Origin of the sequence: Mesorhizobium sp. M5C.F.Ca.IN.020.29.1.1 (assembly GCF_003997375.1) — a bacterium.
Classification (GTDB): Bacteria; Pseudomonadota; Alphaproteobacteria; order Rhizobiales; family Rhizobiaceae; genus Mesorhizobium; species Mesorhizobium wenxiniae.
Genome location: NZ_RZSW01000027.1, coordinates 1 through 26,419, shown reverse-complemented (window position 1 = coordinate 26,419; position 26,419 = coordinate 1). Strand labels below are relative to the sequence as shown.

The window sequence follows — 26,419 nt, the reverse complement described above, 5'->3', positions numbered from 1 at the left end:
GAACGTCGGCAACGTCAACGCGGCGGAGCTTGCCACATACATCGTCGAAAAAGGAAAGCCGCTTTCGGTGCAAAGTAAGTGAACGATCCTATTAAGCATTCTTAAGCCCAAGGAGATCAACATGACCACCATGACTCAAGAGCGCAGCGAAGCTGCAATCGAGAACGCGCGACCCGTCGACCTGAAGTTCGAGGTGACCGCCATTCCTGTCGCGGACGTCGAACGCGCCAAGCGCTTTTACAGCAATCTGGGATGGAGGCTCGACGGCGACTTCGTCGTCGGAGATGCCTTCCGAGGCGTGCAGTTCACACCTCCGGGCTCCCCCGCCTCGATTCACTTCGGCAAGGGAGTCACACCGGCCGCGCCAGGTTCCGCGAGCGGGCTTTTTCTCATCGTCTCCGATATCAAGGCGGCGCGCGACGAGCTCGTGAGCCGCGGCGTCGATGTGAGCGAAATCTTCCACGTCGCAGGCCCCGGGCATCCGCCGATGCCCGGCCCGGACCCCGAGCGGCGCAGCTACCACACCTACGCCACGTTCAAGGATCCGGACGGCAACACTTGGCTGTTGCAGGAGATAACCACCCGCTTCGCGGGCCGCATCGACTCGAACACGACGAGTTTCGCCTCCGCCTCTGATCTGGCGAACGCGATGCGGCGCGCATCGGCCGCTCACGGCGAGCACGAGAAGCGGAACGGCGGCCAGCGGGACGAGAACTGGCCGGATTGGTATGCCGAGTACATGGTGGCGGAGCAGGCCGGCAAGCCGCTGCCGTTGTAAGCAGAGGCCACCGCGTGATCGATTTGCCGCCCAGCCCAGGCCACAAATTATGAGGAAGCGCAGATGGACGCCATCGCCACCAGGAACGATCTGGACTCCAATGCCAGGAGGGCATCGATCGCACTTCTGAACGCCCGGCTCGCCGACGCGATCGACCTCGTCCTGCTCACCAAGCAGGCCCACTGGAACGTCAAAGGTCCGCAGTTCATCGCTGTCCACGAGATGCTCGACGAGTTCCGCACGGAGGTCGACGGCCACGTCGACACGATCGCGGAGCGCGCGGTGCAGCTCGGCGGCATGGCGGAAGGCACGTCGCAAGTGATTGCGAAGGCGACGCCGTTGAAGCCATACCCGACCGACATTTCCAAGACGAAGGACCACCTGGCGGCACTCATCGAACGCTATGCGCAAGCGGCGAAGCTGGCGCGCTCCGCGATCGACGATAGCGACGAGACGGGCGACGCCGGCACCGCGGACATCTTCACCGCCTACTCACGCTCGCTCGACAAGCTGTTGTGGTTCCTGGAGGCGCACACGCAGGAGAACGAGTGAGCATCAGACCGAAAAAGTGCGAAGCGGTCGGACAATCCGATGCTCAAACAAACAGATATAGAAAGTCGCTGATTCCTTCGGCGACTTTCTTCACTCGAGATGTAGGAGCGGCAGGGAGGCTGTCCAGGTAATGCTCGATTGTGCGGGTTCATCAGCCCGCCGCACCCTTCGCGAGCGGGGGGTAGAATGCCCTCGGAAATCTCGCGCATGGTCGGCGGCACAGCAGCAGCCGGCGCGAGAGGCGCATCTTGCGCCAGCGGCGAGCGCGTCTATGCTGCGATTCCAAACACCGATCGACCCAAGCGAACAAAGCGGGTGTAGCACGGTCCATGGAGCGCCGTCGGAAGACCCAGAAGATGCCGTTGAAGAAAGACACGACGGTCGGTCACCCCGCAGCACGCCGTGCGGCTTGTCTTTAGCATCGGCTTGATGACAGCCCATTCACGGTCGGTAAGTTTCATAGCGCATGTTCAAGGCCGGCTGAGGACTTGGATCATAGGTCTACGGCCGATCGAGAAGCCTTAGGTCTTGCACCCGCTCGGTCAGGTGATAGCTCTCAAATCGGCAATTACCTTCGCGGCCAGTTTCTCTGATAAACGCCACAACTCCAGTTCACTTTCAAATAGATCGGCAACCTGCCCACCATCCAGTTTGTCGTAAATCCCCTCGTGGGCTCCCCTGATCGTGGTCAAGATGGCCTGGACTAGACCGACAAAAGTCACTAGCTCGACACAAACAGGACCAAGAAGGCCGATATTGCCCAAATTCGCGTGGTAGATCGACAGGATTTCCATTCTCCCGTCCTGTTCGCTTAGCCACTCCCGAACGGCGTTTTCGTTCCCCGCCCTCGCGGCGTCGGCCGCCGCTTGGCACCGGGCGGGCATGTCCCGTCTGTTGACGATCCTCTGGAACGCCTCAATTTCGGCAGCCAGCGCTTGAGCCAAAGACTTTCGTCGCACAGCGAGATCTGCCTCGAGAGTCCGGATTTGGGCAAAGTAGCCGATGCCGCCACCTACCAACGCGCCGATCAGGCCGGAGAGAAGTGGGATCAGCACCGTCCAGTCGAAGTTGATCAAGCTTACTACCTCCAAGCGATAGAGACACCCAGCTCATATCACGTCGACGCGCTTACGCGTTCCTCGGCGCGGGCCATCGTCAAATGATCCAGCATCTCAAACAGACTGTATGGCCTGCTCCCGGTTTGATCGCTTAGTTTGTCCCAACGGTGAGTACGATTTTTCCCTTCGGCCGAGGCCGTACGCCCTCGAGCATTAGGTGGGCCTCGTGCGCATCCGCGAGGGGTAGGACCGCACCGACGTGAGTTTTGAGATTTCCACCGTCGATCAGGCCTGCGATCTCCGCCAGATGTTGGCTTGTGACCTTGACCAGAAAGAAGGCTGCTTCGACACCATGGCTCCGAGCGAGGTTCTGATCAGGATGGGACACCGCCGAAATCAGCTTGCCGCCTCGACGGAGAACCTGAAACGAACGCTCCTGTGTTTCGCCACCGACTAGATCAATGACCGCGTCTGCGTCGCGAACCGCTTTCTCAAAGCGCTGCGTCTGGAAGTCGATCACTGTGCTGGCGCCGAGCTCGTGCACGTAGGGTACATCCTCCATTGCCGCAGTCGCGAAAGTTCGCAGACCCGCGCGACGGGCCAACTGAACCGCGTAAGCTCCAACGCTTCCCGCCGCCCCATGAATGAGCACTGTTTGGCCCGCTTTGAGTTGGGCTTGATCAAACAATCCCTGCCAAGCCGTCATCGCAATGACAGGAACAGAGGCAGCCTCAATGTGGGTTAGCGAGCTTGGCTTCCTCGAGACCATTGCTGCGGAAGCCACAGCGTACTCAGCATAGGCTCCGTTAAACCGGGGATTCGTAACACCATATGCCTGCTCTCCTGCACGCAGGTCAGAAGCCCCAGACCCCACGGCGACGATTTCACCAGACAGATCCGAGCCCAAAGTAAGGGGAAGCGGTTGCGGCAAAACGCTCTTTCCGGCCCTGATCCAGCCGTCCCATGGACCGACCCCAGCAGCTTCAACTTTAATGAGGACCTCGCCAGGGCCAGGATTGGGCCGAGGGATTTGCTCGAACCTCATAACATCCGGGCCCCCAAACTCATGCACCCGCCAGGCCATCATCGACGGATGCGCCTGATTTGCGTTGTTCTCACGAACGATGCTGCTGGGGATCATCTCATGCTCCTTTGCGCCAACGAGCCGGGCAGTTCGCGGAAGCCTTCGCCGACCTGAAGGCCGCAACTTTTGTTTGCCACTAAAAGTAATTTCTCGTCTGAACGATCTGTATTCAGTCCGTCCGGATGCAATCCAGCATGCCGGAGGAGCCGGGCTGAATCGATAGTGCGATGGTGTCGCCAATACTTTGGTGTTGAAGAGAAACGTTCACTGTGACTTCGGCCGTTCTGCCGCGATGAGTACTCAGGAGGTGCTTGTCGCTCGAACAATACCAAAGTGTCGCCGACACCATCGTGCAATAGATTTGGTGCCGCAGTCAGTCGATCTTGTGCGCCTGACCAGACGAGATCCGTAACGTGCGGCCCCGCAACCAGCTCGGCCTCGCCTCGACAATTCAGAGATGCGCAGCACCCCGTGGATCACACGGCCAATCGCCACGGGCAGGAGAGGACGCCATGACCTTCACCATTAAAGTCAACGGTCAGACGCATAGAGTGGTTGTCGACGGCGACACGCCTCTGTTGTGGGTGCTGCGCGACGTGCTTCGCATGATCGGCACGAAATTCGGCTGCGGCATGGCGCTCTGCGGTGCCTGCACGGTGCATGTCGACGGGGTAGCCACCCGATCCTGCGTCACGCCCATCGACAGCGTCGGCACCTCCGAGATTACGACGATCGAGGCAATCGGCAAGACGGCGGTGGGTGCAAGGATCCAGAAGGCCTGGCTCGATCGGGAAGTGGTTCAGTGCGGCTACTGCCAGTCGGGCCAGATCATGTCTGCTGCGGAACTCCTCGCCACCAACGCCTATCCGACCGATGCCGATATCGATGACGCAATGTCAGGCAACATTTGCCGTTGCGGAACCTACGCCCGCATCCGCGAGGCTATTAAGCAGGCTGCGGCGGGCTGAGAGGGGGCAACAGTGACAATCGATCAACAGGCCTCCCGAGCTTCCGGTCGAGATGAACCGCGACCGGTGAACACTCTCTCGCGGCGCAGCTTTCTCCGGGCTGGTGCAGCCGCGGGCGGAGGTTTAGTGTTGAGCCTCAGCCTACCCTGCGCAAGTAGCCAAGCCGGAGCGGCTGCCGACGATGTCTTCGCGCCCAACGCCTTCGTTCGCATCCAAAGCGATGGTCAGATCATCCTGACCATGCCTTACGTCGAAATGGGCCAGGGCACTTACACCTCGATACCCATGTTGATCGCCGAAGAGCTGGAGGTAGACCTCCAACAGGTCCGGCTGGAACATGCCCCGCCCAATGAAAAGCTCTACGCCAATCCGCTGCTCGGCGTGCAAAGAACGGGCAACTCGAACGCTATTCGTGGGTCATGGCAGCCGCTGCGCCAAGCCGGTGCGATCGCGAGAACCATGCTCGTGTGGGCGGCGGCAAGGCGCTGGAATGTCGATCCGGCGTCCTGCCGCGCGCAAAGCGGTGAAGTGTTTCACACGCCGACACGGAGAAGCATCAAATATGGCGAACTTGCCGCCGACGCCGCCCGCATGCCTGTCCCCGAAAGCGTGACGCTCAAGCGACCGCAGGACTTCAAACTCATCGGCGCGCCTGCCAAGCGTCTCGACACGCCCGCGAAGGTGAACGGAACCGCAGTGTTCGGCATCGACGTTCGCCCGTTCGGCGTGAAGATTGCGACCCTGGCACAGTCGCCTGTGTTCGGCGGCCGGGTCAAGCGCGTGGACGATGTCGCAGCCAAGGCTGTCACCGGCGTCCGCCAGATCGTGCAGCTCGACGATGCCATCGCCGTTGTGGCGGATCATATGGGCGCGGCGAAGAAGGGGCTCGAGGCACTGGTGATCGAATGGGATGACGGGCCGCATGCCGAGCTCACGACCGACGCGATCGCGGCCGAGCTCGAGCAGGCGACGCTCAAGTCGGGAGCCGTTGCGGAGCATATCGGCGACGTCGACCGGGCGGTAGCGAGCGCCATCACCAAGGTTGAGGCGACCTATCAGCTTCCGTTCCTCGCCCATGCGACGATGGAGCCGATGAACTGCACCGTCCATGTGCGCAAGGACGGCTGCGAAATCTGGGTCGGTACCCAGTCCCTCGCGGAGGCCCACAAGGCCGCGGCGGAAGCTTCCGGCCTGCCGTTAGACAAGGTCGTCGTGCACAATCATCTGATCGGTGGCGGTTTCGGCCGCAGGCTCGAGTGGGATGGGATCGTTCGCGCTGTCCAGATTGCCAATCACGTCGACGGTCCCGTCAAGGTCGTGTGGACGCGCGAAGAAGACATCCAGCACGACATGTATCGCCCCATGTTCCTCCACCGCCTGTCCGCAGGCCTGGACGCGAAAGGAATGCCGATCGCCTGGCACAACCGCTATGCCGGCTCGTCGGTGCTCGCGAGGTCGCTGCCGGCCGCATTCAATAGTGGCCTCGATCCCGACACGACCGAAGGCGCCATCGACCTGGTCTATAACCTTCCGAACCTGCACGTCGAATACGTGCAGGTGGAGCCGCCGGGCATTCCGACCGCGTTCTGGCGCGGTGTCGGGCCGTCGCGCAATGTGTTCGCAACCGAGAGCTTTATAGACGAGCTGGCGGCGGCCACGAACCAGGATCCGGTCGCCTACCGGCTCGCATTACTCGGCAACACGCCACGAGCCAAGGCCGTGCTCGAGCTTGCCGCGCAAAAGGCAGGCTGGGGAGAGAAGCTGCCGCCAGGGGTTGGTAGGGGCGTCTCGGTACAGAACGCGTTCGCCACCTACATGGCGCAGGTTGCCGAGATCGAAGTAGCGAAGGACAGCACGGTTCGCGTCCGGCGCGTCGTTTGCGCGGTCGATTGCGGCATCGTTGTCAATCCCGACACCGTCGAGGCACAGATCCAGGGCGGGGTCATGTTCGGCATCACCGCAGCGCTATACGGCAATATCACTGTCAAGAACGGCCGTGTCGAACAGACAAATTTCGACGACTACCAGATCCTGCGCATGAACGAGGCGCCGAATGTCGAAGTGCATATCGTCCAGAGCCAGGAGTTGCCGGGCGGAATTGGCGAGGCCGGGACGTCGTGCATCGCCCCCGCGGTTGTCAACGCGATTTTCGCCGCCACTGGCAAGCGCCTGAGAAGACTGCCCATCGACACCGCGGCCTTGAAGCGGCGAGCCTAAAACCACTCTAAGAAGGAGTTAGGATTGTGATCACCCGCGGTTTTTTTCGAAGGTCCAATGATTCGAGTCAGTCGATGCGTCTTCCGCCGGGTCAGCATGTCGTCGCGGATTTCCCCGTGCTCACGGCCGGGCCGACGCCACGCATCAAAACGGAGGACTGGTCGTTCACGCTGAAGGACGGCATCAGGCCGGTGAAGAGCTGGAACTGGGCCGAATTCAACGCGCTGCCGCAGACCAGGATGACGCGCGACATCCATTGCGTGACGACATGGTCGAAGTTCGACACGGCGTGGGAGGGCGTGCTGGTGGACGACATCCTCGGCGACGCCGGCATCGAGCCGCCCACCGGCTTCACGCTCGCCCATTCCTATGACGGCTACACCACCAACGTGCCGACCGCCGACCTCGTCGTCGGCAAGGCTATGGTTGCGCTGCGCTACGAAGGCAAGCCGATCCCGCCCGACCATGGCGGGCCGTCGCGGCTGCTCGTGCCGCATCTCTATTTCTGGAAGTCGGCCAAGTGGATCAAGGGGCTGCAGTTCACACAGAAGGACGAGCTAGGATTCTGGGAACTGCGCGGCTACCACCGCTACGGGGATCCGTGGCGGGAACAGCGCTACACGAACGATTGACACGCCCATGAACTGGCAGAACGCGATCATTACGCGCATCGAGACGCTGTCGCCGCGCGTGAAAAGCTTCTTCTTTCGTCTCCCGGAGCCCTTTTCGTTCCGGCCCGGTCAGCACGTTTTGCTGCGGCTGACGGCACCAGACGGTTATCGCGCCCAACGCAGCTACTCGATCGCCTCCGCGCCAGGGCCTGGCAGAGCAGAAGAGCTCGAACTCGCGATTGAAAGGTTTGATGACGGCGAGGTCTCACCCTTCATGCATAACGTCGCGCAGGTGGAAGATGAAATTGAGATAGGCGGCCCTATCGGTGGACACTTCAACTGGAGCCCTGAGGACGGCGGCCCGGTGCTTTTCATTGGTGGCGGCTCGGGCGTGGCACCGTTCATGTCGATGCTGCGTCACCGAGCAGCAATTGTATCGCAGGTACCAGTAGTTTTGGTGTTCTCGGCCCGGTTACGCGAGGATCTACTGTTCTTTGACGAGCTTTCGAAATTGGCGGCTTCAGGCGACGGCTTCAGCCTGATGGTGGCACTGACACGTGAGGCCGGAGCGCATCCATTCCGGGCTGGCCGTATTGATACCGAATTCATCGCTGGCATCGTCGGGGCCATGAAGATGCCGGTGCGCCAGGTTATGATCTGCGGTTCACATCCGTTCGTCGAGACAGCGGCCGAGGGAACGATCGCGGCCGGAATAGATCCGGGCACAATCAAGACTGAACGCTACGGCGCGACCGACGTACAAGCGGAGGTCCGGCCGCTTGCCGGCGCCCTCAAGCGCTAGTCAGGAGACCGCTATGACCGGATCTTCCAATTTCGATTTTATGCCGACCCGCTACGTCGCCGGACTGATCGGCGGCCCGGTCGGCGCCCTCATTGGCACGCTGGACGGCGCGGCGCGCAAGGCTCGCCGGCGGTTTCGACCGCAGCCTGCCCGCGGCACTGTTCGAGATCGCGAATGCGATCATGGCGCTGCGCAGTCCTAGGAGGCGTGTCATGAACGACAGTTTCGACGCCATCATCATAGGAGCCGGGCAAGCGGGACCCTCCCTCGCTGGTCGCTTGACAGCGGCTGGCATGAAGGTCGCGCTCATCGAGCGCAAGTTCTTCGGCGGAACTTGCGTCAACACCGGCTGCATGCCCACGAAGGCGATGGTCGCGAGCGCCTATGCCGCACGTCTCGCCCGGCGCGCGGGCGACTATGGCATCTCGATCGACGGCGAGATCGCAGTCGACATGACAAAGGTCCACGCACGTGTGGCCAAGGTGACACTCGATGCCCGTTCAGGCCTTGAGGCTTGGCTGACCGGTATGGAGAACTGCACTGTCATCCGCGGCCATGCCCGGTTAATCGGCCCACACACGGTCGAGGCCGCCGGCAAAACGCTCTCGGCGCCGAGGATTTTCATCAATGTCGGCGGCCGGGCGGCGAGACGGGAAATGCCCGGCATCGACCAGGTCAACGTCCTCGACAACACCGACATGGTCGCACTCGACCAGGTGCCGCGCCATCTCGTTGTAGTCGGCGGCAGCTACGTCGGTCTTGAATTCGCACAGATGTTCCGCCGTTTCGGGGCTGAAGTGACCGTGGTGGAGAAAGGCCCTCGCCTGGTCTCGCGCGAGGACGAGGATATCTCCGCGTCGATCAAGGACATTCTCGAGCGCGAAGGTATCACGATCAGGCTGGACGCCGAATGCATACGCTTCGAGCCTCACGGCGATGAAATCCGCGTGGGTCTTCACTGCGAACGCAAGCCCCGCGACGTGGTCGGCAGCCACGTATTGCTCGCTATCGGGCGCCGTCCCAATACCGATGACCTCGGCCTTGATGAGGCAGGAATCGCGCGGGACGCTCGCGGCTTCATCAATGTCGACGACCATCTAGCGACCAACGTCGAGGGTGTCTTCGCGCTTGGCGAGTGCAACGGCCGCGGCGCTTTCACCCATACGGCTTACAACGATTTCGAGATCGTCGCCGCCAATCTGCTCGACGGTGAAACTCGAAAGGTCAGTGACCGCGTGCCAGGCTACGCGCTCTTCATCGATCCGCCGCTGGGACGCACCGGCATGAGCGAGGCGGAAGCGCGGAGGGCTGGGCTGCCCGTTCTCGTCGGCACGCGGCCGATGACGCGCGTTGGCCGCGCTGTAGAAAAAGGTGAGACGCTCGGGTTCATGAAGGTCGTCGCCAATGCCGAGACCGGCAAGATCCTCGGTGCTGCGATCCTCGGGCCGGGTGGTGACGAGGCCATTCATGGCATACTCGATGCCATCAACGCCGGCACGCCATATCGGGAACTGCAGTGGGCTGTGCCGATCCATCCAACGGTCTCAGAGCTCATTCCGACCGTGATAGGTACAATGGAGCCGAAGGTTTAGGCGAAGACCGCGCCGGAAAACCGCTTCGCCGCGATCCGAACATGCGAACCCCTGTGCTCGCCAGGAGATGTTGGCACCGTGCTTAGCCAGGCGCCGAAACCACGCGACCAGGCGATGTGCACGAAGAACGGCCAGTTGGAGCAGCGCTATTGCGGCGCCAGAGCTCGATCCGCGGGATGGAACTCTTAAGTGCTTCGTCGTTCGGTGATGAGGCGTGCGCCGCGGTCGAACGTGGCGTAGGCCCATGCCCAATCGAGGAAAACGACGATGCGGTTGCGGAAGCCGACTAGGAACCAGAGGTGGGCAAAGCTCCACAGCAGCCAGGCGATGAACCCGCTCAGCCTGATCCAGCCGAAATCGGCGACGGCTGCCTTGCGGCCGATCGTAGCGAGGTTGCCATGGTCGGTGTAGCGGAACGGACCGATCGATCTTCCCGCAAGCCGCCCCTTGATCAGCTTGGCGACATGTTTACCTATCTGCTTGGCAGCCGGCGCAATACCCGGCACCGGCTTGCCGTCCTCGCCCACCACGAAGGCGGTGTCGCCAATGACGAAGACCTCAGGATGGGCGGGCAGACTTAGATCCTCGCAGACGATAACGCGGCTGGCGCGGTCGGCTTCGGCCTTCAGCCACTTGGCGGCGCGGGAAGCCTGCACGCCGGCTGCCCACAACACGCAGCCCGACGCGATCGCACGGCCATCAGCCAGCACGACGCCGTTCTCGTCGCATGCGTCACGGCCTGGCCGAGCCGCACCTCGACGCCGAGCCTTTCCAGCTGCTTCTTTGCCGACGCCGACAGACTTTCCGGAAATGCCGGTAGCATAAGCGTTCCAAGCTTCGGCCAACACAACCACGCGCGGTCGAGGAGTCGATACGGCGGAAGTCGCTGACGATCGCTTTGCGCGCCAACTCGCCGATCGCCCCGGCGAGCTCGACGCCGGTCGGCCCACCGCCGACGATCACAAAGGTCAGCAGCCTGGCGCGCGAGGTGGGGTCTTCGTTAATCTCCGCCTTCTCGAAGGCTGCGAGGATGTGGGCACGGATCTCGGTTGTGTCGCCGATGGTCTTCAGGCACGGGCGCCAACTCCTCCCCGTCATCATGGCCGAAATGGGCATGCCGCGCGCCGGTGGTGACGACGAGGCAGTCATAGGGGACGCGCCGGCTCCCCGTGATCACCAGACGCGCGTCCTTGTCGATGTCATCGACCTTGTCCATCAGCACGGTCGCATTCTTCTGGCGCCTCAGTATGTGTCGGATCGGCATGGCGATTTGGGCGGGCGACAGGCCAGCAGTGGCGACTTGGTAGAGCAGCGGCTGAAAAAGGGGGTAATTGCGGCGGTCGATGACGGTCACGTCGACGTCCGCCTTCTTCAGCCCGACTGCCGCGTTGATGCCGCCGAATCCGGCCCCATTGATCACGACGCGCGGCCTCCGTGCCGGAACGACATGCCCACCGCTCATGATCTGCCCGGCCACTATCGCCCCGGTTTCGTCGAGCGCCCGCAACATCGCTCAACTCCGACGGGACAAGCGCCCGGCCGGATGATCGAGCGAGATTGTGCAAGCGTCGCGCGTCGGCACGAATACGCAAAACGTTGTTGCCGGCCGTGAGATAAGTTCCCGGAATTTAATGGCCCGATTTTCCGTTCGATCGTCAACGCAATCCGGTAATGGAAGACGGCATCACCGGCAGCCACAGGTCGATCGCAGTTCCTTGGCATGGGGTGCTTGTGATCGACAGACCACCACCTTGACTTTCCATGAGTTGGCTCACCATTGCCAGGCCGAGGCCTGTTCCGTGACTTTTGGTCGAGAAAGTAGGGCACCCCTGCACTTCGCAGCGTCGGCTGGCTCATGCCGATACCGGTATCGGCAACCGATAGGCGGATCATCGGTTCGCGCGGCTCGGCACTGCTACCGGGCTGTCGATCAATGGCGGCGGCAACGACAACCTCGCCGCCGTCCGGCATTGCATCGCGGGCGTTGAGCATCAGATTAAGCAGTGCCCGTTCCATAAGCTGCCGATCGATGAAAGCAGGAGCAAGATCTTCGGCAACATCGAACCGAAGGATGATATCGGCAGGCAACACGCTCGTCAGGATCGGCTCGATAAACTCCAGAAGCTGGCTAATATCGACCGCCGCAGGCTGGAGTTTCCGGGGGTTCGCAAAATCAAGCAGCTGCCGTGCCAGTGTTTTGGCACGAAACGCGCTGAATAGTGCCGCGTCGATGCGCCTGAGTTGCCTTGGGGAGCCCATCTTGTGAGTTTGCATTTCCTCCATGATCGTGACGATCGGAGTGAGGAAATTGTTGAAATCGTGGACGATCGACGCGAGCAATACGCGCGGATCGGTCCCCGATTGCGCAGTGCTGTTCTCATGCGCGCTGCGATCCCGGGATGTCAGAGGCTGTTGTTCGATCATGTCCTCTCTCCATCGGAGTGGCAGGAAGAACATCTCCGGAAACTCTCCTAGCGGCGGCGAAGGCGAAGCCACTGAACCGTCGAGCTGAAGGAGTTCCTGACGCGACTTCCTGTGCGCTTCTTACATCCGCTTAGTCGGATGCGATGAACAGAATTGGTCAAGCGAGCAGGCAAATCTATTGGACGATGGTATCCTCAATACTTTTGCATCGGCTTGCGCGAGTGCGCCGAGCGCGCGAAAAGCCAAAGACTTACGGTATGCTTAGAATGATTCTCACATTCGATCCCTCTGCTTGTCACCCTTCGGGATCAATAATTTTGGGACCTATACGTTGGTGTGACCCATGTTGCCGCTGCGGCAGATTTCGGTTAGGGTTTGAACCGCGCGATTGCCGCAACATGGCAGACGGATCCGATGCCAAAGCACTCATGATAGAGTGTTTCCAATCGGGTGTGGCGAAAGCCTCGTACGGGTTCGATTCCCGTATCGCGCACGACTAATAACTGGTCGCCGACTACTCAGATTTTTCAACTGGTCGGTTCGGAGTCATCCGCGACGCCAACTCAATGGCTGTAATTAGATCGGGGTAGAGCCAGCGTTCGGCGTCCTTCCCGGAGCCAATTGCCACCCTTGTAACCACCCTTGTCAAGTCGTGCAGCGAGGTCCTTTATCAGCCACAATGTGGTAAAGAAGGACCATATCCGAGCAGCATATTGCTATTCATCGCGGGGAGATACATATGGCCGGATGCCCCGGCCAAATACCGAACAAGCAATGTCAACTTGAAGCGCTGATTGGTTTCGGCAGCTGCGGCGAAGCCGGCTGGTGCTGAGCATCCAACTCGGAAATGGGCAATCGAAAGGTCACAATCGTGCCGACGCCTGGTTCGCTTTCGATGTAGAGGCGTCCTCCTGCCCCATGAACAAAGCTCATCACCATTGGCAGGCCAAGGCCGCCTAATCCGGTCGTCTTTGTGGTGAAAAAAGGATCGGTGGCACGGAGCAACGTATCCTTGGTCATGCCGAACCCGTTGTCTGTTACACGTAGCTCAACATCCCTCGCGACCTGCCCTTCATAGATAAGAGCAGCGACGAATGAGATCACGCCGCCGTTCGGCATTGCGTCGCGCGCATTGAACAGCAGGTTCATGATAGCGCTTTGAAGGCCAAGACGACTGCATGTCACAACCGGATCAGCCGGACTGATCTGTAGATCGAAACGAATATTCGGCTCCCAAGTATTATTGAGGAGAGTCTCAATCTCGGTCAGGCTAGCCAGCAAACTGAATGCCTCAACCGTAGTGTCGTCTTCGAATGCCAGACGCATGGTTTGCGGGACGAGGATCGGGCTGGCGTGTGCAGATTTCATGGTCGTAGCGATCCAAAAGTAGCAACGTGGCTAGGAGCGAACCACTGTGAGAACTAGAAACCTCGCTGCGGTGCAAATAGGCAGACGGTGTGCCCGTCATTTGCTCCGGCCACCGAACACCAATGAAAAACGCCATCCGGGCTGTTCTTGATGCGGCTGTCCGTGTAGGCAATCACCTCCCCGGTACCCTCGATGACGTAGCCTTCCGGCCGCTCTCTGATGGCGTTTTCTGCGACTTCACGGCAATCGTAGCCCGAGCAACAGGCGAAGGGATAAGTCCATCCGTGTGGCTGCGCGGTGGTTCGCAACGCGTCATGCGCCCGCGTTTGGCGCCATGAGGAGTCCGCAAGCGCCGACCACAAAGGCGATGCCCAAGGCCGGCAGCGTCATGCCTGCGAAGCCCTTGTTGCGCGCGGGCTTGCTGTCGCTGTCGACGACGCATTTGGTACGGCAGCGGCAGAGCGGATCACTGGCATGGCAGCGGCAGAGCGGATCAGGTTTGCAGTCGAGTGCGCGCTTCGGTTTCATATCAGAACTCCTGTACTGGCAGCAGTTCGCTCCAGTGATCGGCAAAGGCCGCCTGCGAGCTGTAGAAATCGACTCTTGAAGACATTAAACGGGACACTCCGCCGGCGCCCCACTTTGCCGAACCTGCGTCGTCATCACCGGTCGCCGCGCGGTCTCGGCGCGTCGACCATAACCTTGCTGCGCGCGTAGGCTGGGCCGGGGCCGCGCATGTAGTGCAGCTCCGGCCGGTAGCGGGGCGCGACGAACTCACGAAACGCTGATAGAATCGGCACGATGAGAGACAAGTGTTTCATGACGCGATTCCTTACCACCGAGAACATCTCCATAGTCGGATGCTATGAGCAGGTTCAATCAAATGTGGAGGCAAATCTATTGCACGATGGTGTCGTCAATACTTTGGCATCAGTCTCGGCGGCTCGCGTGCCGCAAGCCAGTGGCATGGTCGATACTTTTGGATTGGTCAGCCGGGAACAATGCTTCGTTGCCGAACCGCGCAATCCCAGAGTTGCTGTTCGCTGGAGTGCCGGCCAGGGGATGAATTAGACCTCGCCGCGTTCCGAGCTTAGTGGGCGATGCCGAGCCTTGCCGCCATGTTGACTAAGTCCGGGAGAGAGCGAGCACTCATCTTACGCATCACCTGGCCTCGATGTGCCTTCACTGTGATCTCGCTGATACCGAGCTCGAAGCCGACCTGCTTGTTCAGCAGACCGGAGACCACCAGCGCCATGACCTCTCGCTCCCGACGGCTAAGGGATGCGTGACGATCCCGCAGCGCATGAATCTCAGAGTCTAGTGCAAGCACGTTCCTGCTGCGCTCGAGCGCCTGCTCGATCGCAGTCAGCAGCACCTCGTCGCTGAACGGCTTCGTGAGGAACTCGACAGCCCCGGCCTTCATCGCCTTGACGGTCATCGGCACGTCGCCGTAGCCCGTGACGAAGATGATCGGCATGTCGGTCCGTTCGACGGAGACGAACTCCTGCAGATCGAGCCCGCTGAGATCCGGGAGATTGACGTCCAAGATCAGACAGTTCGGAACCAGCGGACGGGGACAAGCCAGGAATCCACGCGCCGACTCAAATGTCTCCGGCTGCCACCCAGCGGAGCGGATCAGCAATTCGAGGGACTCGCGCACGGAAACATCGTCGTCAACGACGAATACGAGAGGTATTTCGTGCGACATGGATGCCGATCTCGCTCCGTCGCCCAGTGCAGTCGCCAAATGCGTAATCATTGCTTATATCTCCACGAGATGGCCACAAAATGGCGTGACGCTAGGGCTCACTGAGCGCTGAACTGAGCGCCTTCTGAAGGGCCGCATCGCTGAACGGCTTGAACAGGCACTCCACCGCGCCTCGCTCGAGCAAACGCGGCCGCACGGTGTCGTCCCGATGTGCAGTGATGAAGACGATCGGAATCGGAAGGCCCCGACGTTCAAGTTCCCGCTGCAGGTCGGGGCCTGTCATCCCTGGCATGGAGACGTCGAGGATCAGGCATTTGGTCTTGTCGACGATATCAGACGCCAGAAACTCTTCCGCCGAGGAGAACGCTCTCACGCTGAAGCCGAACTCCTTGATCAAATCGGGTAGCGACTCGCGTACGGACTCGTCGTCATCGACGACCGATACGAGTGGATGCGCAATATTCATGAAATCCCCGCTACACTTGGACACTGCTGGTGATGGACGCCCCCGCAGCGCTAATATCTTGCGCAGGTATCTCATCCCCTGAGTACTTGGGGATGGAAAACGAAAACGTGGCCCCGGGGCCGTCATTGGATGCTGCCCACAAGCGGCCGTTGTGGCTCTCGATGATGGAGCGGCTAACGGACAAGCCGATCCCCATACCGTCGTTTTTGGTCGTGTAGAACGCCTCGAAAAGCCGCTCCGCAGCTACGGACGTGAGACCAACGCCGGCGTCCTGCACGGTCAGACGTACATGATCGTCCTCGTCCGGTTCGGTCTTCACAAGCAACCGCCTTGGGCGATCGTCAACACCACCCATTGCATCGGCAGCATTACGCAGCAGATTCATGATGACCTGCTGAAGCTGCACGCGGTCTCCGCCTGCAAGCGGAAGACCGTCGGCAAATGCGGTGCGTAGAACCACCCGGCTTCTTTGAAGATCACTCGACAACAGATCGATCACCTCTCGTGCAGCTTCGTTGAGATCGACGGGCTCGATCGACGGGGTTCTCTTGCTGAAGAGTGCGCGCAGTCGCGTGATCACGTCGGCTGCGCGGTTGCCGTCGCGGATGGTGCGTCGCGCGGTCTCCCGCGCGCCGTCCATGTTCGGCGGATCGGCGGCCAGCATACGAAGGCAGGTGCCAGCATTGGTTATGATGCCCGACAGCGGCTGGTTGACTTCATGGGCAATCGACGCCGTCAACGCTCCGAGGCTCGTAATCCTGGTGACATGTGCGAGTTCCGAACGGGCCTTGCTCAGTGCCTCGTCCGCGAGCCGGCGCTCCGTCACGTCCTGCACCGCAGCTAGGCACTCAAGTCGGCCATCCTGGTGACGGACCACACGACCAAAGGTGCGCAGGTACTTCACCCTGTCATCCGGCATCCGCAGCCGGATCTCGTAACCCGGATAGCCGTGGCCAGCGCGAACCCGATCCAATTGCGCCGACAGCGAGGGCATGTCGTCCGGGTGGACTCGCGCACGAAACTGCTGGAGCGTTACAACGCCATTCGGGTCAAACTCGAAGATACGACAGAGTTCTTCCGAAAACGCGATCTCGTCCGTGTCCACGCGCCAAGAGAAGCTGCCGGTCGAACTGAGCTGTTGACCTTCGGCCAGCAGCGTTTCACTGCGCCGAAGCGCTGCTTCAGTCCGCGAACGTTCGATGGCGATGCTCGCGAGGTGCGTCGCATGAGCGATGAGACTTTGATGCTGCGGCGACGGGCTGGCAGGCTGGCGCTGATAGAGGCAAAGCGTGCCAAGGATACGTCCATTTTTTGCATAAATCGGCGTGCTCCAGACCGATCTCAGTCCGTGCTCCAGAACGTGCGTTCGAACAGAGGAGTCGCGCCAGCGTGGGTCCGTGTCCATGTCCTCAGCGACTACCTGTGCCTTCTGACGGACTGCTATCGCGCAGGGCAAAGCGTCGCCGTTAAGAGAGAGCCCAGCAATCGGGTCGGTGTAACTGGGAGGAAGCGAGGGCGCCACGCTGTATTCGATGCTTGGGCCACTCCAATCGATCGGGTGAACATCACAATAGCAGCCGGGGCCAGCCTCTTCGACCATCTCGCAAAGTGCGCTGAGAACACCGCGAAGCGGTCTGCCCGACGCAATCATCTCCAGCAGATGCTTCTCTCGAGCAAGATTGGTCTCCGCGCGTTTGCGATCATCGATATCAGTATTGACCCCATACCATTTGACGATGTTCCCGGATGCATCGCGCAATGGATTGGCGCGGAACAGGAGCCATCTATAATCGCCGTCAAACCGGCGCAGTCGCGCTTCGGCCTCTCCTGGCTTTCCGGAAGCCATGATTGCCTGCCACGTGGCCGCCAGCGCGCTCAGATCGTCGGAATAAACCGCGACGGTCCAGCCCCAATCCTGTGCCTGCTCGGCCGAAAGACCGACGTAGTCGAGATAGTGCTTGCTGAAGAATTCGGCTGAACCATCAGGACGAGCCGACCAAGCGAGAGCCGGAATGGTGTCGATAATTAGTTTGAGGCTGCGCTCGCTTTGGCGAAGCGCTTGCTCGGCTCGCTTCCGGTCGTCAATGTCGATGCTTACTCCGTACCATTTGACGATATTCCCGGATTCGTCGCACAGCGGATTGGCACGAACTAGAAACCATCGATAGATGCCGTCGAAACGGCGAAGGCGTGCCTCAGCTTCCCCCGATTTTCCGGATGCTAAAATGGCCTCCCAAGCAGCAGTAAGTCCGTCTACGTCGTCTGGATGGACCGCTGCTGTCAGGTCCCAGTAATCGGACAGCGCAGTTGTCGGCACCCAATCCTTTATTTGGCCGATCGAAAGGCCCACATAATGAAGATAGTGCTGGTTGAAGAATTCGGTGGAACCATCCGGACGGGCAGACCATGCCAGAACGGGAATCGTGTTGATGATCTCGTTGAGATTGCGCTCGCGCGCCGCGAGGGCTTCTTCGGCGCGCTTGCGCTCGTCAATGTCAATGAGCAGGTTGTACCAGCGGTCGATGCGTCCGTTCGTGTCCCGAAGCGGAAATCCGCGAGACTGAAACCAGCGGTAGACGCCATCGAAACGTCGAGCGCGGACTTCGTCCGTGAAGGGCTCACCCGACGCGATCGATCGCGTGAAGTACTCGACAGCACGCGGTAGGTCCTCCGGGTGTGTCATATCGCTGGTTGCCCAGCGCTTCAACTCCTCAAGTGGCTTGCCAAAGAACTCGATGATCTGGCGGTTAACGAATTCGAGCTCACCATTTGGCGTAAAGGCCGCGATCATGCCCGGAATACTGTCCACGATCGATCGGGCATAACTTTCGCTTGCGCTGAGCGCCTCCTCAGCCCGCTTGCGATCATCGATATCGACCAGCAAATGAAACCAACGGAGGATGTTGCCTTGCGGATCACGCAAAGGCAGGCCAAGGATGTTGTGCCAGCGATAGACGCCGTCAGCACGGCGGTGGCGGCTCTCGACATTGTAGGCGCTGCCCTTTCGGTGCGCATCCAGCTGAGCAGCGATCGTCCGCTCCAGGTCATCCGGATGGACAACGTCAGAGGCCTTCCAGCCTTTCAGTTCTTCGAATGTTTTGCCGAAGTAATCGAGGGTGAGCTGATTGAGGCCCTCGACCTCGCCCGACGGTGTGGTCACGGCGACCGGCATCGGTATGCTATCGACGATCAGTTGAAAATCGAGCTCGCGCCGCCGCAAGGTCTCCTCAGCTCGACGAAAATCCTCGACGTCCGTGCCCACTCCACACCATTTGATGATCTGTCCGCCGTCGCCGCGCATCGGACTGCACTGGACGCGGAACCAATGGTACTGCCCATCGAAGCCCCGTACGCGCGCTTCCAAGTCGCCGGGCTCGCCAGTCGCCAGAATCGATCGCCAGCGTTCGAGTACCGTGGGCAAGTCGTCTGGATTTACTGCCGCCTGCCACTCCCAGCCATGGGCTTCATCGAGGCTGAGACCGGTGTAGTCGGACCAGCGTCGATTGGCGAAGTCGAAATGCCCGTCGGGCTGCGCAGTCCACACCATGGCCGGAAGCGTGTCGAAGACGCGGCCGAGATCGATCTCCATTTCCATCCTTTCGCGTGTATCTGCGCGCGCCTGAGGATGCGTCGGGCAGATGTAAACGTCTATTGTGCCTTGGTGTCGGTTTTGGGCGGTAAATAGGTGTCTCGCCGTTCCACCAAGACAAAAGTATCGCCGATACCATCGTGCAATAGATTTAGCTGCTCTGACAGCCGATCTCTGTGCCCAGAGGAAGACATCATCCCAGCGAGCGGGCCGGCCTGCTGCCCGCTCTCCTCCCGAGGGCGCGGACCGGGGAAATCGATCCCGGTCCGCTGCATGTGAACTCGCGCGCCTCTGCCGCGCAACCGAACAGGAGCAGAATAATGTCTACGAGCCTCAAGGGCATTGCAGTGGTGACGGGCGCCTCCTCAGGGATTGGCGCGATCTATGCCGATCGGTTGGCACGCCGCGGTCATGACCTGATCCTCGTGGCGCGCAGCCAAGAGAAGCTGGCCGAGGTGGCGAAGCGTATTGCCGGCACGACCGGCCGCGTCGTCAACGTCGTCGCGGCCGACCTCAACAACAAAGCCGATCTGAACTGCATTGAGACGCTGCTCGCCACCGATTCCGGCATCACCATGCTGGTCAACAACGCCGGCGTTGGCGCCGTCGCGCCGCTGCTGGAGTCGGACACCGACGCCATGGAGGAGATGATCGCGCTCAACGTCACCGCGCTCACCCGGCTAACCTATGCCGTGGTTCCGGCATTCGTGGCGCGCGGCGGCGGCACGATCATCAGCATCTCCTCGGCCGTCGCCATTGCGCCGGAAATCCTGAACGGTGTCTATGGCGGGACGAAAGCCTTCGTGCTGGCGCTCAGCCTGTCACTCCACAAGGAGCTTGTCGACAAGAACGTGCGTATCCAGGCCGTATTGCCGGGTGCGACCGCTACGAATTTCTGGGATGCGGCGGGCGGCTCGGTCGAGCAGCTGCCGGAGAAGATGGTCATGAAGGCGGACGAGTTGGTGGACGCGGCGCTGGCCGGCCTCGACCAAGGCGAACTCGTCACCATTCCATCGCTTCCCGAGGCGGCGGACTGGCACGCTTACGAGGCGGCGCGGCAGAAGCTCATCCCGAGCCTGTCCCTCAATGTCTTGCCGGCACGCTACCAGATCGCCGCTGCGGCGTAACGAGGCACTCTTAAACGTGCGCCACAATTGGGCCGCTGCGACTCACAACCGTAAGGGAATCCATATGATCAGACAGTTCTCATACGGCAGCCCGATCCTCGTGACAGGAGCGGCCGGCGACATCGGTGCTATCGGTCGGCACCTCACCGTGATGCTGCGTGCCAAGGGGCACAGGGTACGCGCCTTGGTCCGGCGCGACGATGAACGCGCTGAGGGACTGCGCCGGCTCGGGGCCGAGGTTGTGGAGGGCGACCTGACCGATCTTGCCTCGATGCACCGGGCGATCGAAGGTTGCCCGCGCATCTATTTTGGAATGTCAGTCTCGGCGGCGTATCTCGAAGCCACGGTCAATGTCGCCGCCGTGGCGCGCCATCACGGCGTTGAGGCGTTCGTGAATATGTCGCAGATGACGGTGGCCCAGATGAGCATAACCGAGACCACGGACAGCCCGCAGCATAAGCTGCACTGGCTTGCCGAACAGGCATTGGCCTGGTCCGGGCTGCCCGTCATCACGGTGCGGCCAACGGTTTTCCTGGAAAGCTTTTTCCTGCGTCTTGCCGCTGCCGGCGTGCGAAATCACGACGAACTGGCGCTTCCGCTGGGTGGCAGCAGAACATCGCCGATCTCGGCTGTTGATGTGGCGCGCGCCGTTTCCGTGATCCTCGACGATCCTGCCCACCACATCGGTCAAGTGTACAATCTCACCGGTTTTGAATCCGCGGATCTGGAGCACTTCGCCCGGGCGTTCTCCGCGGCGCTCGGCCGTACGATACGCTATCGCGACGTGCCGCTCTCGCCATGGATGGACAAGCTCCGCGAGCTTGGGGTGCCAACGCATCTCGCCAAGCACCTGGCGGTGATGGCCGAACTGCACACCGCGGGCCGGTATGATCGTATAACGGATGACCTGTTCAAACTCACTGGAACGAAGCCGACGAGCGTATACGAGTTCGTGAAATCCAACGCCGCTGAATTCACACGGGTTGAAGTTCCGGCCTGAGCGGCTAGTGGCCGTTCCCGCCGCCGCTATCGTGCAACACCGCAATAAAAAGGCTTCGGATATGGATAGGAGCTACTATCTCGAGCGGATCGATCACCGCCGGCGCCATCTTCTCGGCGGTGCGGCCATGATTGCGGCTGCCCCGTTGGTGATCGCCGTGTCGGCTAACGCGCAATCCGGCGCGACGGATGCCGCAGCGGCGACGACCATCAACCCGGGGACCAACACGTCGTTCGGCTCCTTGAAGCACATCGCGGCCGGCGTCCTGAACGTAGGCTACGCCGAAGCGGGACCAATCGACGGACCTCCTGTCATCCTGCTGCACGGCTGGCCATATGACATCCACACCTACATCGACGTCGCTCCTCTCCTGGCGGAGAGGGGATGTCGCGTCATAGTGCCTTACCTGCGCGGTTTCGGCACAACACGCTTTCTGTCGCAGGGCGCTCCGCGTAACGCCCAGCAGTCAGCACTCGGCGCCGACGTTATCGCCCTGATGGATGCGTTGGGGATTGAGAAAGCCACGATTGCCGGCTGCGACTGGGGAGCGCGAACCGCGAACATCGTTGCCGCGCTCTGGCCGGAACGCTGCAAGGCGATGGTCTCGGTGAGCGGCTATCTCATCGGCAATCAGAAGCTCGGTATGATGCCGTTGCCGCCGAAAGCCGAGTTGCAGTGGTGGTATCAATATTATTTCGCCACCGAGCGCGGCCGCGCCGGCTACGAGAAATACACGCGCGATTTCGCGAGGCTGATCTGGGAGATCGGTTCGCCGCAGTGGAGTTTCGACGACGCCACATTCGACCGGAGTGCGACGGCGTTCGACAATCCGGATCATGTCGCGATCACTATCCACAACTACCGCTGGCGGCTCGGACTGGCCGACGGAGAGCGGCGGTATGACGAGTTGGAGCAGCGGCTCGCCAAGGCGCCGGTGATCGCCGTGCCGACGATCACCCTCGAAGGCGATGCTAACGGCGCGCCGCATCCGGAACCAGGCGCGTATGCCAAAATGTTTTCGGGCAAATACGAGCACCGCACCATCTCAGGCGGCATAGGTCACAACCTGCCCCAGGAGGCGCCTGAAGCCTTCGCTCAGGCAGTGATCCAAGTTGCGGGTCTTTGATCCCGATCCGGAAGCAGCTTTTGCTGAGACTATAAGGTGAGCCGGTGCTCCTGATTTGGATGGGCCCAGGACAGCAGACGGACAGCCCGATTGCATCTCGCGTGGGATCGTCCAGTCTCGCGGCACCGACACGGATGGGTTGGCGGATACGCTGCTGCAGGAACCTGACTCCGGCCCTTGTCAAAGCTGGCGCAACATTGACTTGCCTTCAGGTCTCACGAAAGTTGCTACCTTCGCGACGGTTTCGAGCGTTCGGTGAACGGGACACTTGGCGGCAATTTCAATAATCTTCGCGCGAAGCTCATCGGAGACCTCGCTCTCTACCGAAATGACGCGCTCGAAACGGTCGATCCTCGCGCCACTGCCGCGTTCCGGCTCGGTGCACTCCTCGCAGTCCCTGGCATGGATTTTGGCGTGCGAGACGTCGACGCTGATGCGTCCGAGAGTCAGTTTCTTGTGCTCGGCGTAAAGGCGCAGTGTCATCGACGTGCAAGCGCCGAGCGCATCGACGGCCGAAAGAAGGTCGGCGACATTCGAGGTGAAATTCGTCGCTCGACCCCAAGCCGGTGAAGTCGAAACGCAGGACAGCGACGCCTTCGCGAGCGAGCTCAGCTGCAATACAGCGTGCTGCCGCCAAATCCTTGGAGCATGTGAAGCAATGCGCGAACAAGGCGTACGCACGCAGGTGTCCGTTGAGGAGGTCGAGGCGAGCGGCCAATGTCACACCGGAATGGCCGGCAAATTGAAGCCGTTGCGAACGGGAAGCCATTGTTGGACTCCTTCGCTGCTATTGTGAGCATCCCAACATACAACAGACTCGCCGGCTTTCTTCGGTATATCTGTTGAACCTCCGTCCCATCTGATGTTGGCCGGCCCGTTCATCTGCCGTGCAAAGTCGTGGATGCGCCGCTTGAGGCCTATGCGCCGGCTGCCGCAAGGTCGCGATCCGACTCTCCTGGAGACCTTTGCAGGGTTGTAGATGCGCCGCCGTCGCACTGCTCTTCACCCGAAAGATCCAAGTCGACGGGGCGCAGGCCACTAAAGCAGGCACCAAGGGCTACACAAACCCATCCAAGGTATTGCCGATACCAACGTGCAATGGATTCGAGCGGCCCGGCAGCCGATGTCCGAACCGACACTCGAATTGATCAGCAGACCGATGGGCGCATTTGCAGTGGACCGTGCTCTGCGGGCGGAAGGCCGACACCTTCAGTCGGCGAGCATCAGCAGAGACGGTCGCCGCGAAGGAACGCGGACAAGATGCGGGCTAGACCTTCTGATTCCCGAAATCTCCGAAGTTAGATCGCGCGTAACTATTTGATTATAAAGGTAATCTAGACCACTTTGACCACGAATCTGGGGGTCAGGAGTTCGAATCTCGTCCGGCGCGCCAATTGGAATGTACATCCCAACCTAGTTAATGGCACAGACCAAATTGCGATGAAGGGCGAAGCAGCGCTGAACTTGTTGTTGGCCCTGCCGGGCTATCCTCGCCAGCGGAGCGCTTCGATCAGGAGAGCGAACGCGGGGGAGTTCTGGCGACAGCTTGGATAATAGAGTTGATAGCCTGGAAAGGGCGGGCACCAGCACCTGCTGAAGCCGTCCTTCTGCAAGGAAGGGCGCAGCGCGTGGTCGGGCAGGCAGGCAAGGCCTAGGCCGTTCAATGCGGCGTCGCCCTCCGCCAGTGCGGCGACGGACGGCTCCGGACGAAGCAGATGATGGCTGACGAAGGTCAGAACGGTATAGGCCACAATCGTCACGCATTTGTGAGCTGTGTATAAGTCTATCCGGGATTATGGGTCTAATCTTGGGCCGTGCGTCGCCCTAAGTGTCAGTAATAATAGTCCGTGGATGGCCCGCCGCTCAGGAATAATGCTGATGGAACGCAAGCTCGCGGCAATCATGGCCGCCGATATCGTCGGCTACAGCCTGCTGATGGCTGAAAACGAGGCTTCCACCTACGCGAAGCTGCGCGCTGTTTTTGATGAGCTCATTGACCCGACCATCGCCAGGCATGGCGGGCGCATCGTCAAGACGACGGGAGACGGCTTTCTCGCCATGTTTCCCAGCGTCAACGAAGCGGTTGATGCGGCGCTGGCCATACAGGAAGGTTTCGACAAGGGCCCGTTCGAGCTGCGCATCGGCATCAATCTTGGCGATGTCATCGAAGATGACGGCGACGTATACGGCGATGGCGTCAATGTGGCCGCCCGTCTTGAGGCCATGTGCGATCCGGGGCAGATATTCGTCAGCGGCGCCGTGGTGATGGCGGCCGACCGCAACAGCGCGGACAGGTTCGTCCGCATCGGCCGCAGGCGGGCCAAGAACATTCCCGAACTTCTCAACGTCTACCGCGTAAGGCGTGCGGGCTCTCCGTGGTCGCCATGGCGGCAGGTGCCGCAGGTGCTGCGCAGCACCGCCGCCCGCTGGTCTTATGGCGCGGCCGCCATAGCCCTCATCCTCATCGGCACCCAAATCCAGCCGCTCTCCCTGGCAGCCATGGTCAGCCGCATCCCGGCGGCCTTGTCGATGGACCAGAGCCGCGCCGACCCCAGGCCGTCAGTGGCGGTCCTGCCTTTTGCCGCGATGAGCGGCAGCGGCGAGCAATCGTATTTCGCGGACGGACTGACCGAGGATGTGACGACAGCCCTTGCCCGCAATTCAGAGCTGCAGGTAATCGCGCGCGATTCCACCTACGCCGTGCACGGGCAGGATACGGACGTGCGCAAGCTCGGGGCGAAGCTCAGCGTTGATTATGTGGTTGAAGGCAGCGCCCGCCGTGAAGGCGACCAGCTTCGCGTGTCGGCGCAGCTGATCGATATAAAGACAGGCGCGCATCTGTGGTCGCGCAGTTTTGACCGGCAGGTCGCCGACGTGTTCACCGTCCAGAGCGAGCTGACCACCGAAATCGTCGCGCAGATCGCGCCCTATATCGGCAGGAGCGAGGCGGCGGCGGCAGCGGAGCGCCCGACCGACAATCTGCAGGCCTATGACCTCGTGCTGCAGGCCCGCAACCGCTACCGGCACGGCGCCAATGACCCGCAGGACATTCTGGAAGCGCGGGGCCTCTACCAACGCGCCGTTGAAATGGACCCGTCCTATGCGGCCGCCCGCGCAGGCCTCGCGCTGACCTATATCGCCAGCGTGGCGCAGAGCGGTGACGGCCGGGCAAACGCCCCGGAGCTCCATCTTGGGCTTAGCGAAGCTCGGCAGGCGGTCCGTCTCGACCCCAATCTTGGCCTTGGCTATCAGGTCATCAGCTTCGGGCTTGCCGTCCAGGGCGACTATTCAGGCGGCTTGCAGGCCGCACGGCGCGCTGTGGAGCTCAACCCTAACGATCCCGACAGCATGATGGCACTTGCAAAGGCGCAGGTTCGCTTCGGGGAATATGATGATGCCGTGGCCAACGCAGAGCGGGCCCGCCGTCTTCATCCTATGGCGCCCGAGTACTATGCCTATGTGCACGGGCAGGCGCTCTACGCGGCTGACCGCCGCGATGAGGCTTCCGCCGTCATAGAGGAATGCCTGATCCGGGCGCCGCGCGATGCAAACTGCCTTCTGATTCAGGCCGCTTTGCAGGGCGGGGGCGGAGAGGTCGAGGCAGCCCAGCAGACGATGGCAAAGCTGATCGAGGCGCATCCGGAATTCTCGCTGGAAGCAGAGCGCGCCTACCGCCGGTTCGGTGACAGGCCGCTGATGGAAGAGTTCCTGCAGGACCTCGCAAAGGCCAAAGCTCCTGAAACCGCCTGAAAGTTTTTACGAAGCGACGACTTCAATCACATAATGGTGCCCAGTTTCATCCTTTCCGGCGGGCCAATTTTGTCATTTCCACCACACCAGCACCGAAATTGCCGCCCATTTGCCGCTGGAACTACGTCCGCGCGAGGAGCGCGGAATAGCCAGAGGCGAGAAAGCGTAGTAACGGCGGTGATCGGAATCGTTTGCGGCC

The 26,419-nt window shown here is 60.9% G+C and carries 23 protein-coding genes, 1 tRNA gene and 2 pseudogenes; 14 read left to right on the top strand and 12 right to left on the bottom strand.

Annotated elements, in window-relative coordinates; all coding sequences use genetic code 11:
- The first annotated feature begins 121 nt into the window (after window positions 1–121).
- Window positions 122–778 carry a VOC family protein gene (locus tag EOA85_RS04275; RefSeq protein ID WP_127208497.1) on the top strand — a complete coding sequence of 219 codons (657 nt, stop codon included), beginning with the start codon at window positions 122–124 and terminating at the stop codon, window positions 776–778.
- A 21-nt stretch (window positions 779–799) separates the two neighbouring features.
- Window positions 800–1,330, top strand: a complete 531-nt coding sequence (gene dps, locus EOA85_RS04270; protein ID WP_281033702.1) for a DNA starvation/stationary phase protection protein Dps — start codon at window positions 800–802, stop codon at window positions 1,328–1,330.
- Window positions 1,331–1,872: 542 nt separating this feature from the next.
- Here the strand turns inward: dps and EOA85_RS04265 are convergent.
- Entirely contained in the window at window positions 1,873–2,406 is a 534-nt protein-coding gene (locus EOA85_RS04265; RefSeq protein WP_127208496.1) for a hypothetical protein, read from the bottom strand.
- 133 nt (window positions 2,407–2,539) lie between these two features.
- The gene (locus EOA85_RS04260; protein ID WP_245485608.1) at window positions 2,540–3,529 is read right to left on the bottom strand and encodes an NADP-dependent oxidoreductase; all 990 of its coding nucleotides are present in this window, start codon (window positions 3,527–3,529) and stop codon (window positions 2,540–2,542) included.
- A 455-nt stretch (window positions 3,530–3,984) separates the two neighbouring features.
- Between EOA85_RS04260 and EOA85_RS04255 the strand changes: the two genes are divergently transcribed.
- Genes EOA85_RS04255 through EOA85_RS04230 form a run of 6 tightly spaced genes read left to right on the top strand, consistent with a single transcriptional unit; the run spans window position 3,985 to window position 9,662 of the window.
- Complete coding sequence (locus tag EOA85_RS04255) at window positions 3,985–4,440, top strand: (2Fe-2S)-binding protein (RefSeq protein WP_127208495.1); 456 nt, start codon at window positions 3,985–3,987, stop codon at window positions 4,438–4,440.
- 12 nt (window positions 4,441–4,452) lie between these two features.
- Window positions 4,453–6,657: a xanthine dehydrogenase family protein molybdopterin-binding subunit gene (locus tag EOA85_RS04250; RefSeq protein WP_348627878.1), complete on the top strand. Its 2,205-nt coding sequence runs from the start codon at window positions 4,453–4,455 to the stop codon at window positions 6,655–6,657.
- A gap of 26 nt (window positions 6,658–6,683) precedes the next feature.
- Window positions 6,684–7,289, top strand: a complete 606-nt coding sequence (locus EOA85_RS04245) for a sulfite oxidase-like oxidoreductase (RefSeq protein WP_065011587.1) — start codon at window positions 6,684–6,686, stop codon at window positions 7,287–7,289.
- Between the two features lie 7 nt (window positions 7,290–7,296).
- The gene (locus EOA85_RS04240) at window positions 7,297–8,070 is read left to right on the top strand and encodes an FAD-binding oxidoreductase (protein WP_127208492.1); all 774 of its coding nucleotides are present in this window, start codon (window positions 7,297–7,299) and stop codon (window positions 8,068–8,070) included.
- Between the two features lie 13 nt (window positions 8,071–8,083).
- A complete protein-coding gene (locus EOA85_RS04235; protein WP_127208491.1) occupies window positions 8,084–8,272 on the top strand; it encodes a hypothetical protein in 189 nt (62 codons plus the stop codon).
- Between the two features lie 10 nt (window positions 8,273–8,282).
- Window positions 8,283–9,662, top strand: a complete 1,380-nt coding sequence (locus EOA85_RS04230) for an FAD-containing oxidoreductase (protein ID WP_127208490.1) — start codon at window positions 8,283–8,285, stop codon at window positions 9,660–9,662.
- 185 nt (window positions 9,663–9,847) lie between these two features.
- On the opposite strand, the pseudogene EOA85_RS04225 reads toward EOA85_RS04230, so the two are convergent.
- Together EOA85_RS04225 and EOA85_RS38645 are read right to left on the bottom strand one after the other, a co-directional pair.
- Window positions 9,848–11,124: pseudogene (locus tag EOA85_RS04225) on the bottom strand (NAD(P)/FAD-dependent oxidoreductase).
- Between the two features lie 14 nt (window positions 11,125–11,138).
- On the bottom strand, window positions 11,139–12,086 hold the full coding sequence (locus EOA85_RS38645) for a hypothetical protein (protein WP_245485607.1): 948 nt from the start codon (window positions 12,084–12,086) through the stop codon (window positions 11,139–11,141).
- Between the two features lie 382 nt (window positions 12,087–12,468).
- On the opposite strand from EOA85_RS38645, the gene EOA85_RS37290 reads away from it, so the two are divergent.
- Window positions 12,469–12,579: transfer RNA gene (locus tag EOA85_RS37290), tRNA-OTHER, on the top strand.
- Between the two features lie 284 nt (window positions 12,580–12,863).
- Here the strand turns inward: EOA85_RS37290 and EOA85_RS04215 are convergent.
- From EOA85_RS04215 to EOA85_RS37285, 3 genes are all read right to left on the bottom strand, one after another.
- On the bottom strand, window positions 12,864–13,454 hold the full coding sequence (locus EOA85_RS04215) for an ATP-binding protein (protein WP_127208488.1): 591 nt from the start codon (window positions 13,452–13,454) through the stop codon (window positions 12,864–12,866).
- A gap of 312 nt (window positions 13,455–13,766) precedes the next feature.
- A complete protein-coding gene (locus EOA85_RS04205; protein WP_127208486.1) occupies window positions 13,767–13,982 on the bottom strand; it encodes a hypothetical protein in 216 nt (71 codons plus the stop codon).
- 134 nt (window positions 13,983–14,116) lie between these two features.
- A complete protein-coding gene (locus EOA85_RS37285; RefSeq protein ID WP_164759483.1) occupies window positions 14,117–14,275 on the bottom strand; it encodes a hypothetical protein in 159 nt (52 codons plus the stop codon).
- Between EOA85_RS37285 and EOA85_RS04200 the strand changes: the two genes are divergently transcribed.
- Window positions 14,274–14,525 carry a hypothetical protein gene (locus EOA85_RS04200; RefSeq protein WP_127208485.1) on the top strand — a complete coding sequence of 84 codons (252 nt, stop codon included), beginning with the start codon at window positions 14,274–14,276 and terminating at the stop codon, window positions 14,523–14,525. The two genes, EOA85_RS37285 and EOA85_RS04200, sit on opposite strands and share 2 nt — an antisense overlap.
- Before the next feature lie 19 nt (window positions 14,526–14,544).
- Here the strand turns inward: EOA85_RS04200 and EOA85_RS04195 are convergent, their stop codons facing one another.
- The 3 genes from EOA85_RS04195 to EOA85_RS04185 all read right to left on the bottom strand — a co-directional run bounded on the left by EOA85_RS04195 (window position 14,545) and on the right by EOA85_RS04185 (window position 19,223).
- The gene (locus tag EOA85_RS04195) at window positions 14,545–15,162 is read right to left on the bottom strand and encodes a response regulator (protein WP_127208499.1); all 618 of its coding nucleotides are present in this window, start codon (window positions 15,160–15,162) and stop codon (window positions 14,545–14,547) included.
- Window positions 15,163–15,253: 91 nt separating this feature from the next.
- Window positions 15,254–15,628 carry a response regulator gene (locus EOA85_RS04190; RefSeq protein WP_065011580.1) on the bottom strand — a complete coding sequence of 125 codons (375 nt, stop codon included), beginning with the start codon at window positions 15,626–15,628 and terminating at the stop codon, window positions 15,254–15,256.
- 10 nt (window positions 15,629–15,638) lie between these two features.
- On the bottom strand, window positions 15,639–19,223 hold the full coding sequence (locus EOA85_RS04185) for a PAS domain-containing protein (protein ID WP_127208484.1): 3,585 nt from the start codon (window positions 19,221–19,223) through the stop codon (window positions 15,639–15,641).
- Between the two features lie 314 nt (window positions 19,224–19,537).
- On the opposite strand from EOA85_RS04185, the gene EOA85_RS04180 reads away from it, so the two are divergent.
- From EOA85_RS04180 to EOA85_RS04170, 3 genes are all read left to right on the top strand, one after another.
- The gene (locus EOA85_RS04180) at window positions 19,538–20,344 is read left to right on the top strand and encodes an SDR family oxidoreductase (protein WP_127208483.1); all 807 of its coding nucleotides are present in this window, start codon (window positions 19,538–19,540) and stop codon (window positions 20,342–20,344) included.
- Between the two features lie 100 nt (window positions 20,345–20,444).
- Complete coding sequence (locus EOA85_RS04175) at window positions 20,445–21,344, top strand: NmrA family NAD(P)-binding protein (RefSeq protein ID WP_245485606.1); 900 nt, start codon at window positions 20,445–20,447, stop codon at window positions 21,342–21,344.
- Between the two features lie 61 nt (window positions 21,345–21,405).
- Complete coding sequence (locus tag EOA85_RS04170; protein ID WP_127208482.1) at window positions 21,406–22,470, top strand: alpha/beta hydrolase; 1,065 nt, start codon at window positions 21,406–21,408, stop codon at window positions 22,468–22,470.
- 180 nt (window positions 22,471–22,650) lie between these two features.
- Here EOA85_RS04170 and EOA85_RS04165 read toward each other — a convergent pair.
- Window positions 22,651–23,239 (bottom strand): annotated as a pseudogene (locus EOA85_RS04165) (OsmC family protein).
- A 715-nt stretch (window positions 23,240–23,954) separates the two neighbouring features.
- Window positions 23,955–24,221: a hypothetical protein gene (locus EOA85_RS38040; RefSeq protein ID WP_206523239.1), complete on the bottom strand. Its 267-nt coding sequence runs from the start codon at window positions 24,219–24,221 to the stop codon at window positions 23,955–23,957.
- 127 nt (window positions 24,222–24,348) lie between these two features.
- Between EOA85_RS38040 and EOA85_RS04155 the strand changes: the two genes are divergently transcribed.
- Window positions 24,349–26,220 (top strand): tetratricopeptide repeat protein, encoded by a 1,872-nt coding sequence (locus tag EOA85_RS04155; RefSeq protein ID WP_127208481.1) that lies wholly within the window; start codon window positions 24,349–24,351, stop codon window positions 26,218–26,220.
- The last annotated feature ends 199 nt before the right edge of the window (window positions 26,221–26,419 follow it).

What these genes read in the sequence shown, in the direction of transcription:
- EOA85_RS04275 (WP_127208497.1), top strand. Translation starts at nt 122, where the DNA reads ATGACCACCATGACTCAAGAGCGCAGCGAAGCTGCAATCGAGAACGCG.
- EOA85_RS04200 (WP_127208485.1), top strand. Translation starts at nt 14,274, where the DNA reads ATGACGCGATTCCTTACCACCGAGAACATCTCCATAGTCGGATGCTAT.
- EOA85_RS04195 (WP_127208499.1), bottom strand. Translation starts at nt 15,162, where the DNA reads ATGTCGCACGAAATACCTCTCGTATTCGTCGTTGACGACGATGTTTCC.
- EOA85_RS04180 (WP_127208483.1), top strand. Translation starts at nt 19,538, where the DNA reads ATGTCTACGAGCCTCAAGGGCATTGCAGTGGTGACGGGCGCCTCCTCA.
- EOA85_RS04260 (WP_245485608.1), bottom strand. Translation starts at nt 3,529, where the DNA reads ATGATCCCCAGCAGCATCGTTCGTGAGAACAACGCAAATCAGGCGCAT.
- EOA85_RS04230 (WP_127208490.1), top strand. Translation starts at nt 8,283, where the DNA reads ATGAACGACAGTTTCGACGCCATCATCATAGGAGCCGGGCAAGCGGGA.
- EOA85_RS04170 (WP_127208482.1), top strand. Translation starts at nt 21,406, where the DNA reads ATGGATAGGAGCTACTATCTCGAGCGGATCGATCACCGCCGGCGCCAT.
- EOA85_RS04240 (WP_127208492.1), top strand. Translation starts at nt 7,297, where the DNA reads ATGAACTGGCAGAACGCGATCATTACGCGCATCGAGACGCTGTCGCCG.
- EOA85_RS38645 (WP_245485607.1), bottom strand. Translation starts at nt 12,086, where the DNA reads ATGATCGAACAACAGCCTCTGACATCCCGGGATCGCAGCGCGCATGAG.
- EOA85_RS04205 (WP_127208486.1), bottom strand. Translation starts at nt 13,982, where the DNA reads ATGAAACCGAAGCGCGCACTCGACTGCAAACCTGATCCGCTCTGCCGC.
- EOA85_RS04155 (WP_127208481.1), top strand. Translation starts at nt 24,349, where the DNA reads ATGGAACGCAAGCTCGCGGCAATCATGGCCGCCGATATCGTCGGCTAC.
- EOA85_RS04255 (WP_127208495.1), top strand. Translation starts at nt 3,985, where the DNA reads ATGACCTTCACCATTAAAGTCAACGGTCAGACGCATAGAGTGGTTGTC.
- EOA85_RS04215 (WP_127208488.1), bottom strand. Translation starts at nt 13,454, where the DNA reads ATGAAATCTGCACACGCCAGCCCGATCCTCGTCCCGCAAACCATGCGT.
- EOA85_RS04185 (WP_127208484.1), bottom strand. Translation starts at nt 19,223, where the DNA reads ATGGAAATGGAGATCGATCTCGGCCGCGTCTTCGACACGCTTCCGGCC.
- EOA85_RS04190 (WP_065011580.1), bottom strand. Translation starts at nt 15,628, where the DNA reads ATGAATATTGCGCATCCACTCGTATCGGTCGTCGATGACGACGAGTCC.
- EOA85_RS37285 (WP_164759483.1), bottom strand. Translation starts at nt 14,275, where the DNA reads ATGAAACACTTGTCTCTCATCGTGCCGATTCTATCAGCGTTTCGTGAG.
- EOA85_RS04235 (WP_127208491.1), top strand. Translation starts at nt 8,084, where the DNA reads ATGACCGGATCTTCCAATTTCGATTTTATGCCGACCCGCTACGTCGCC.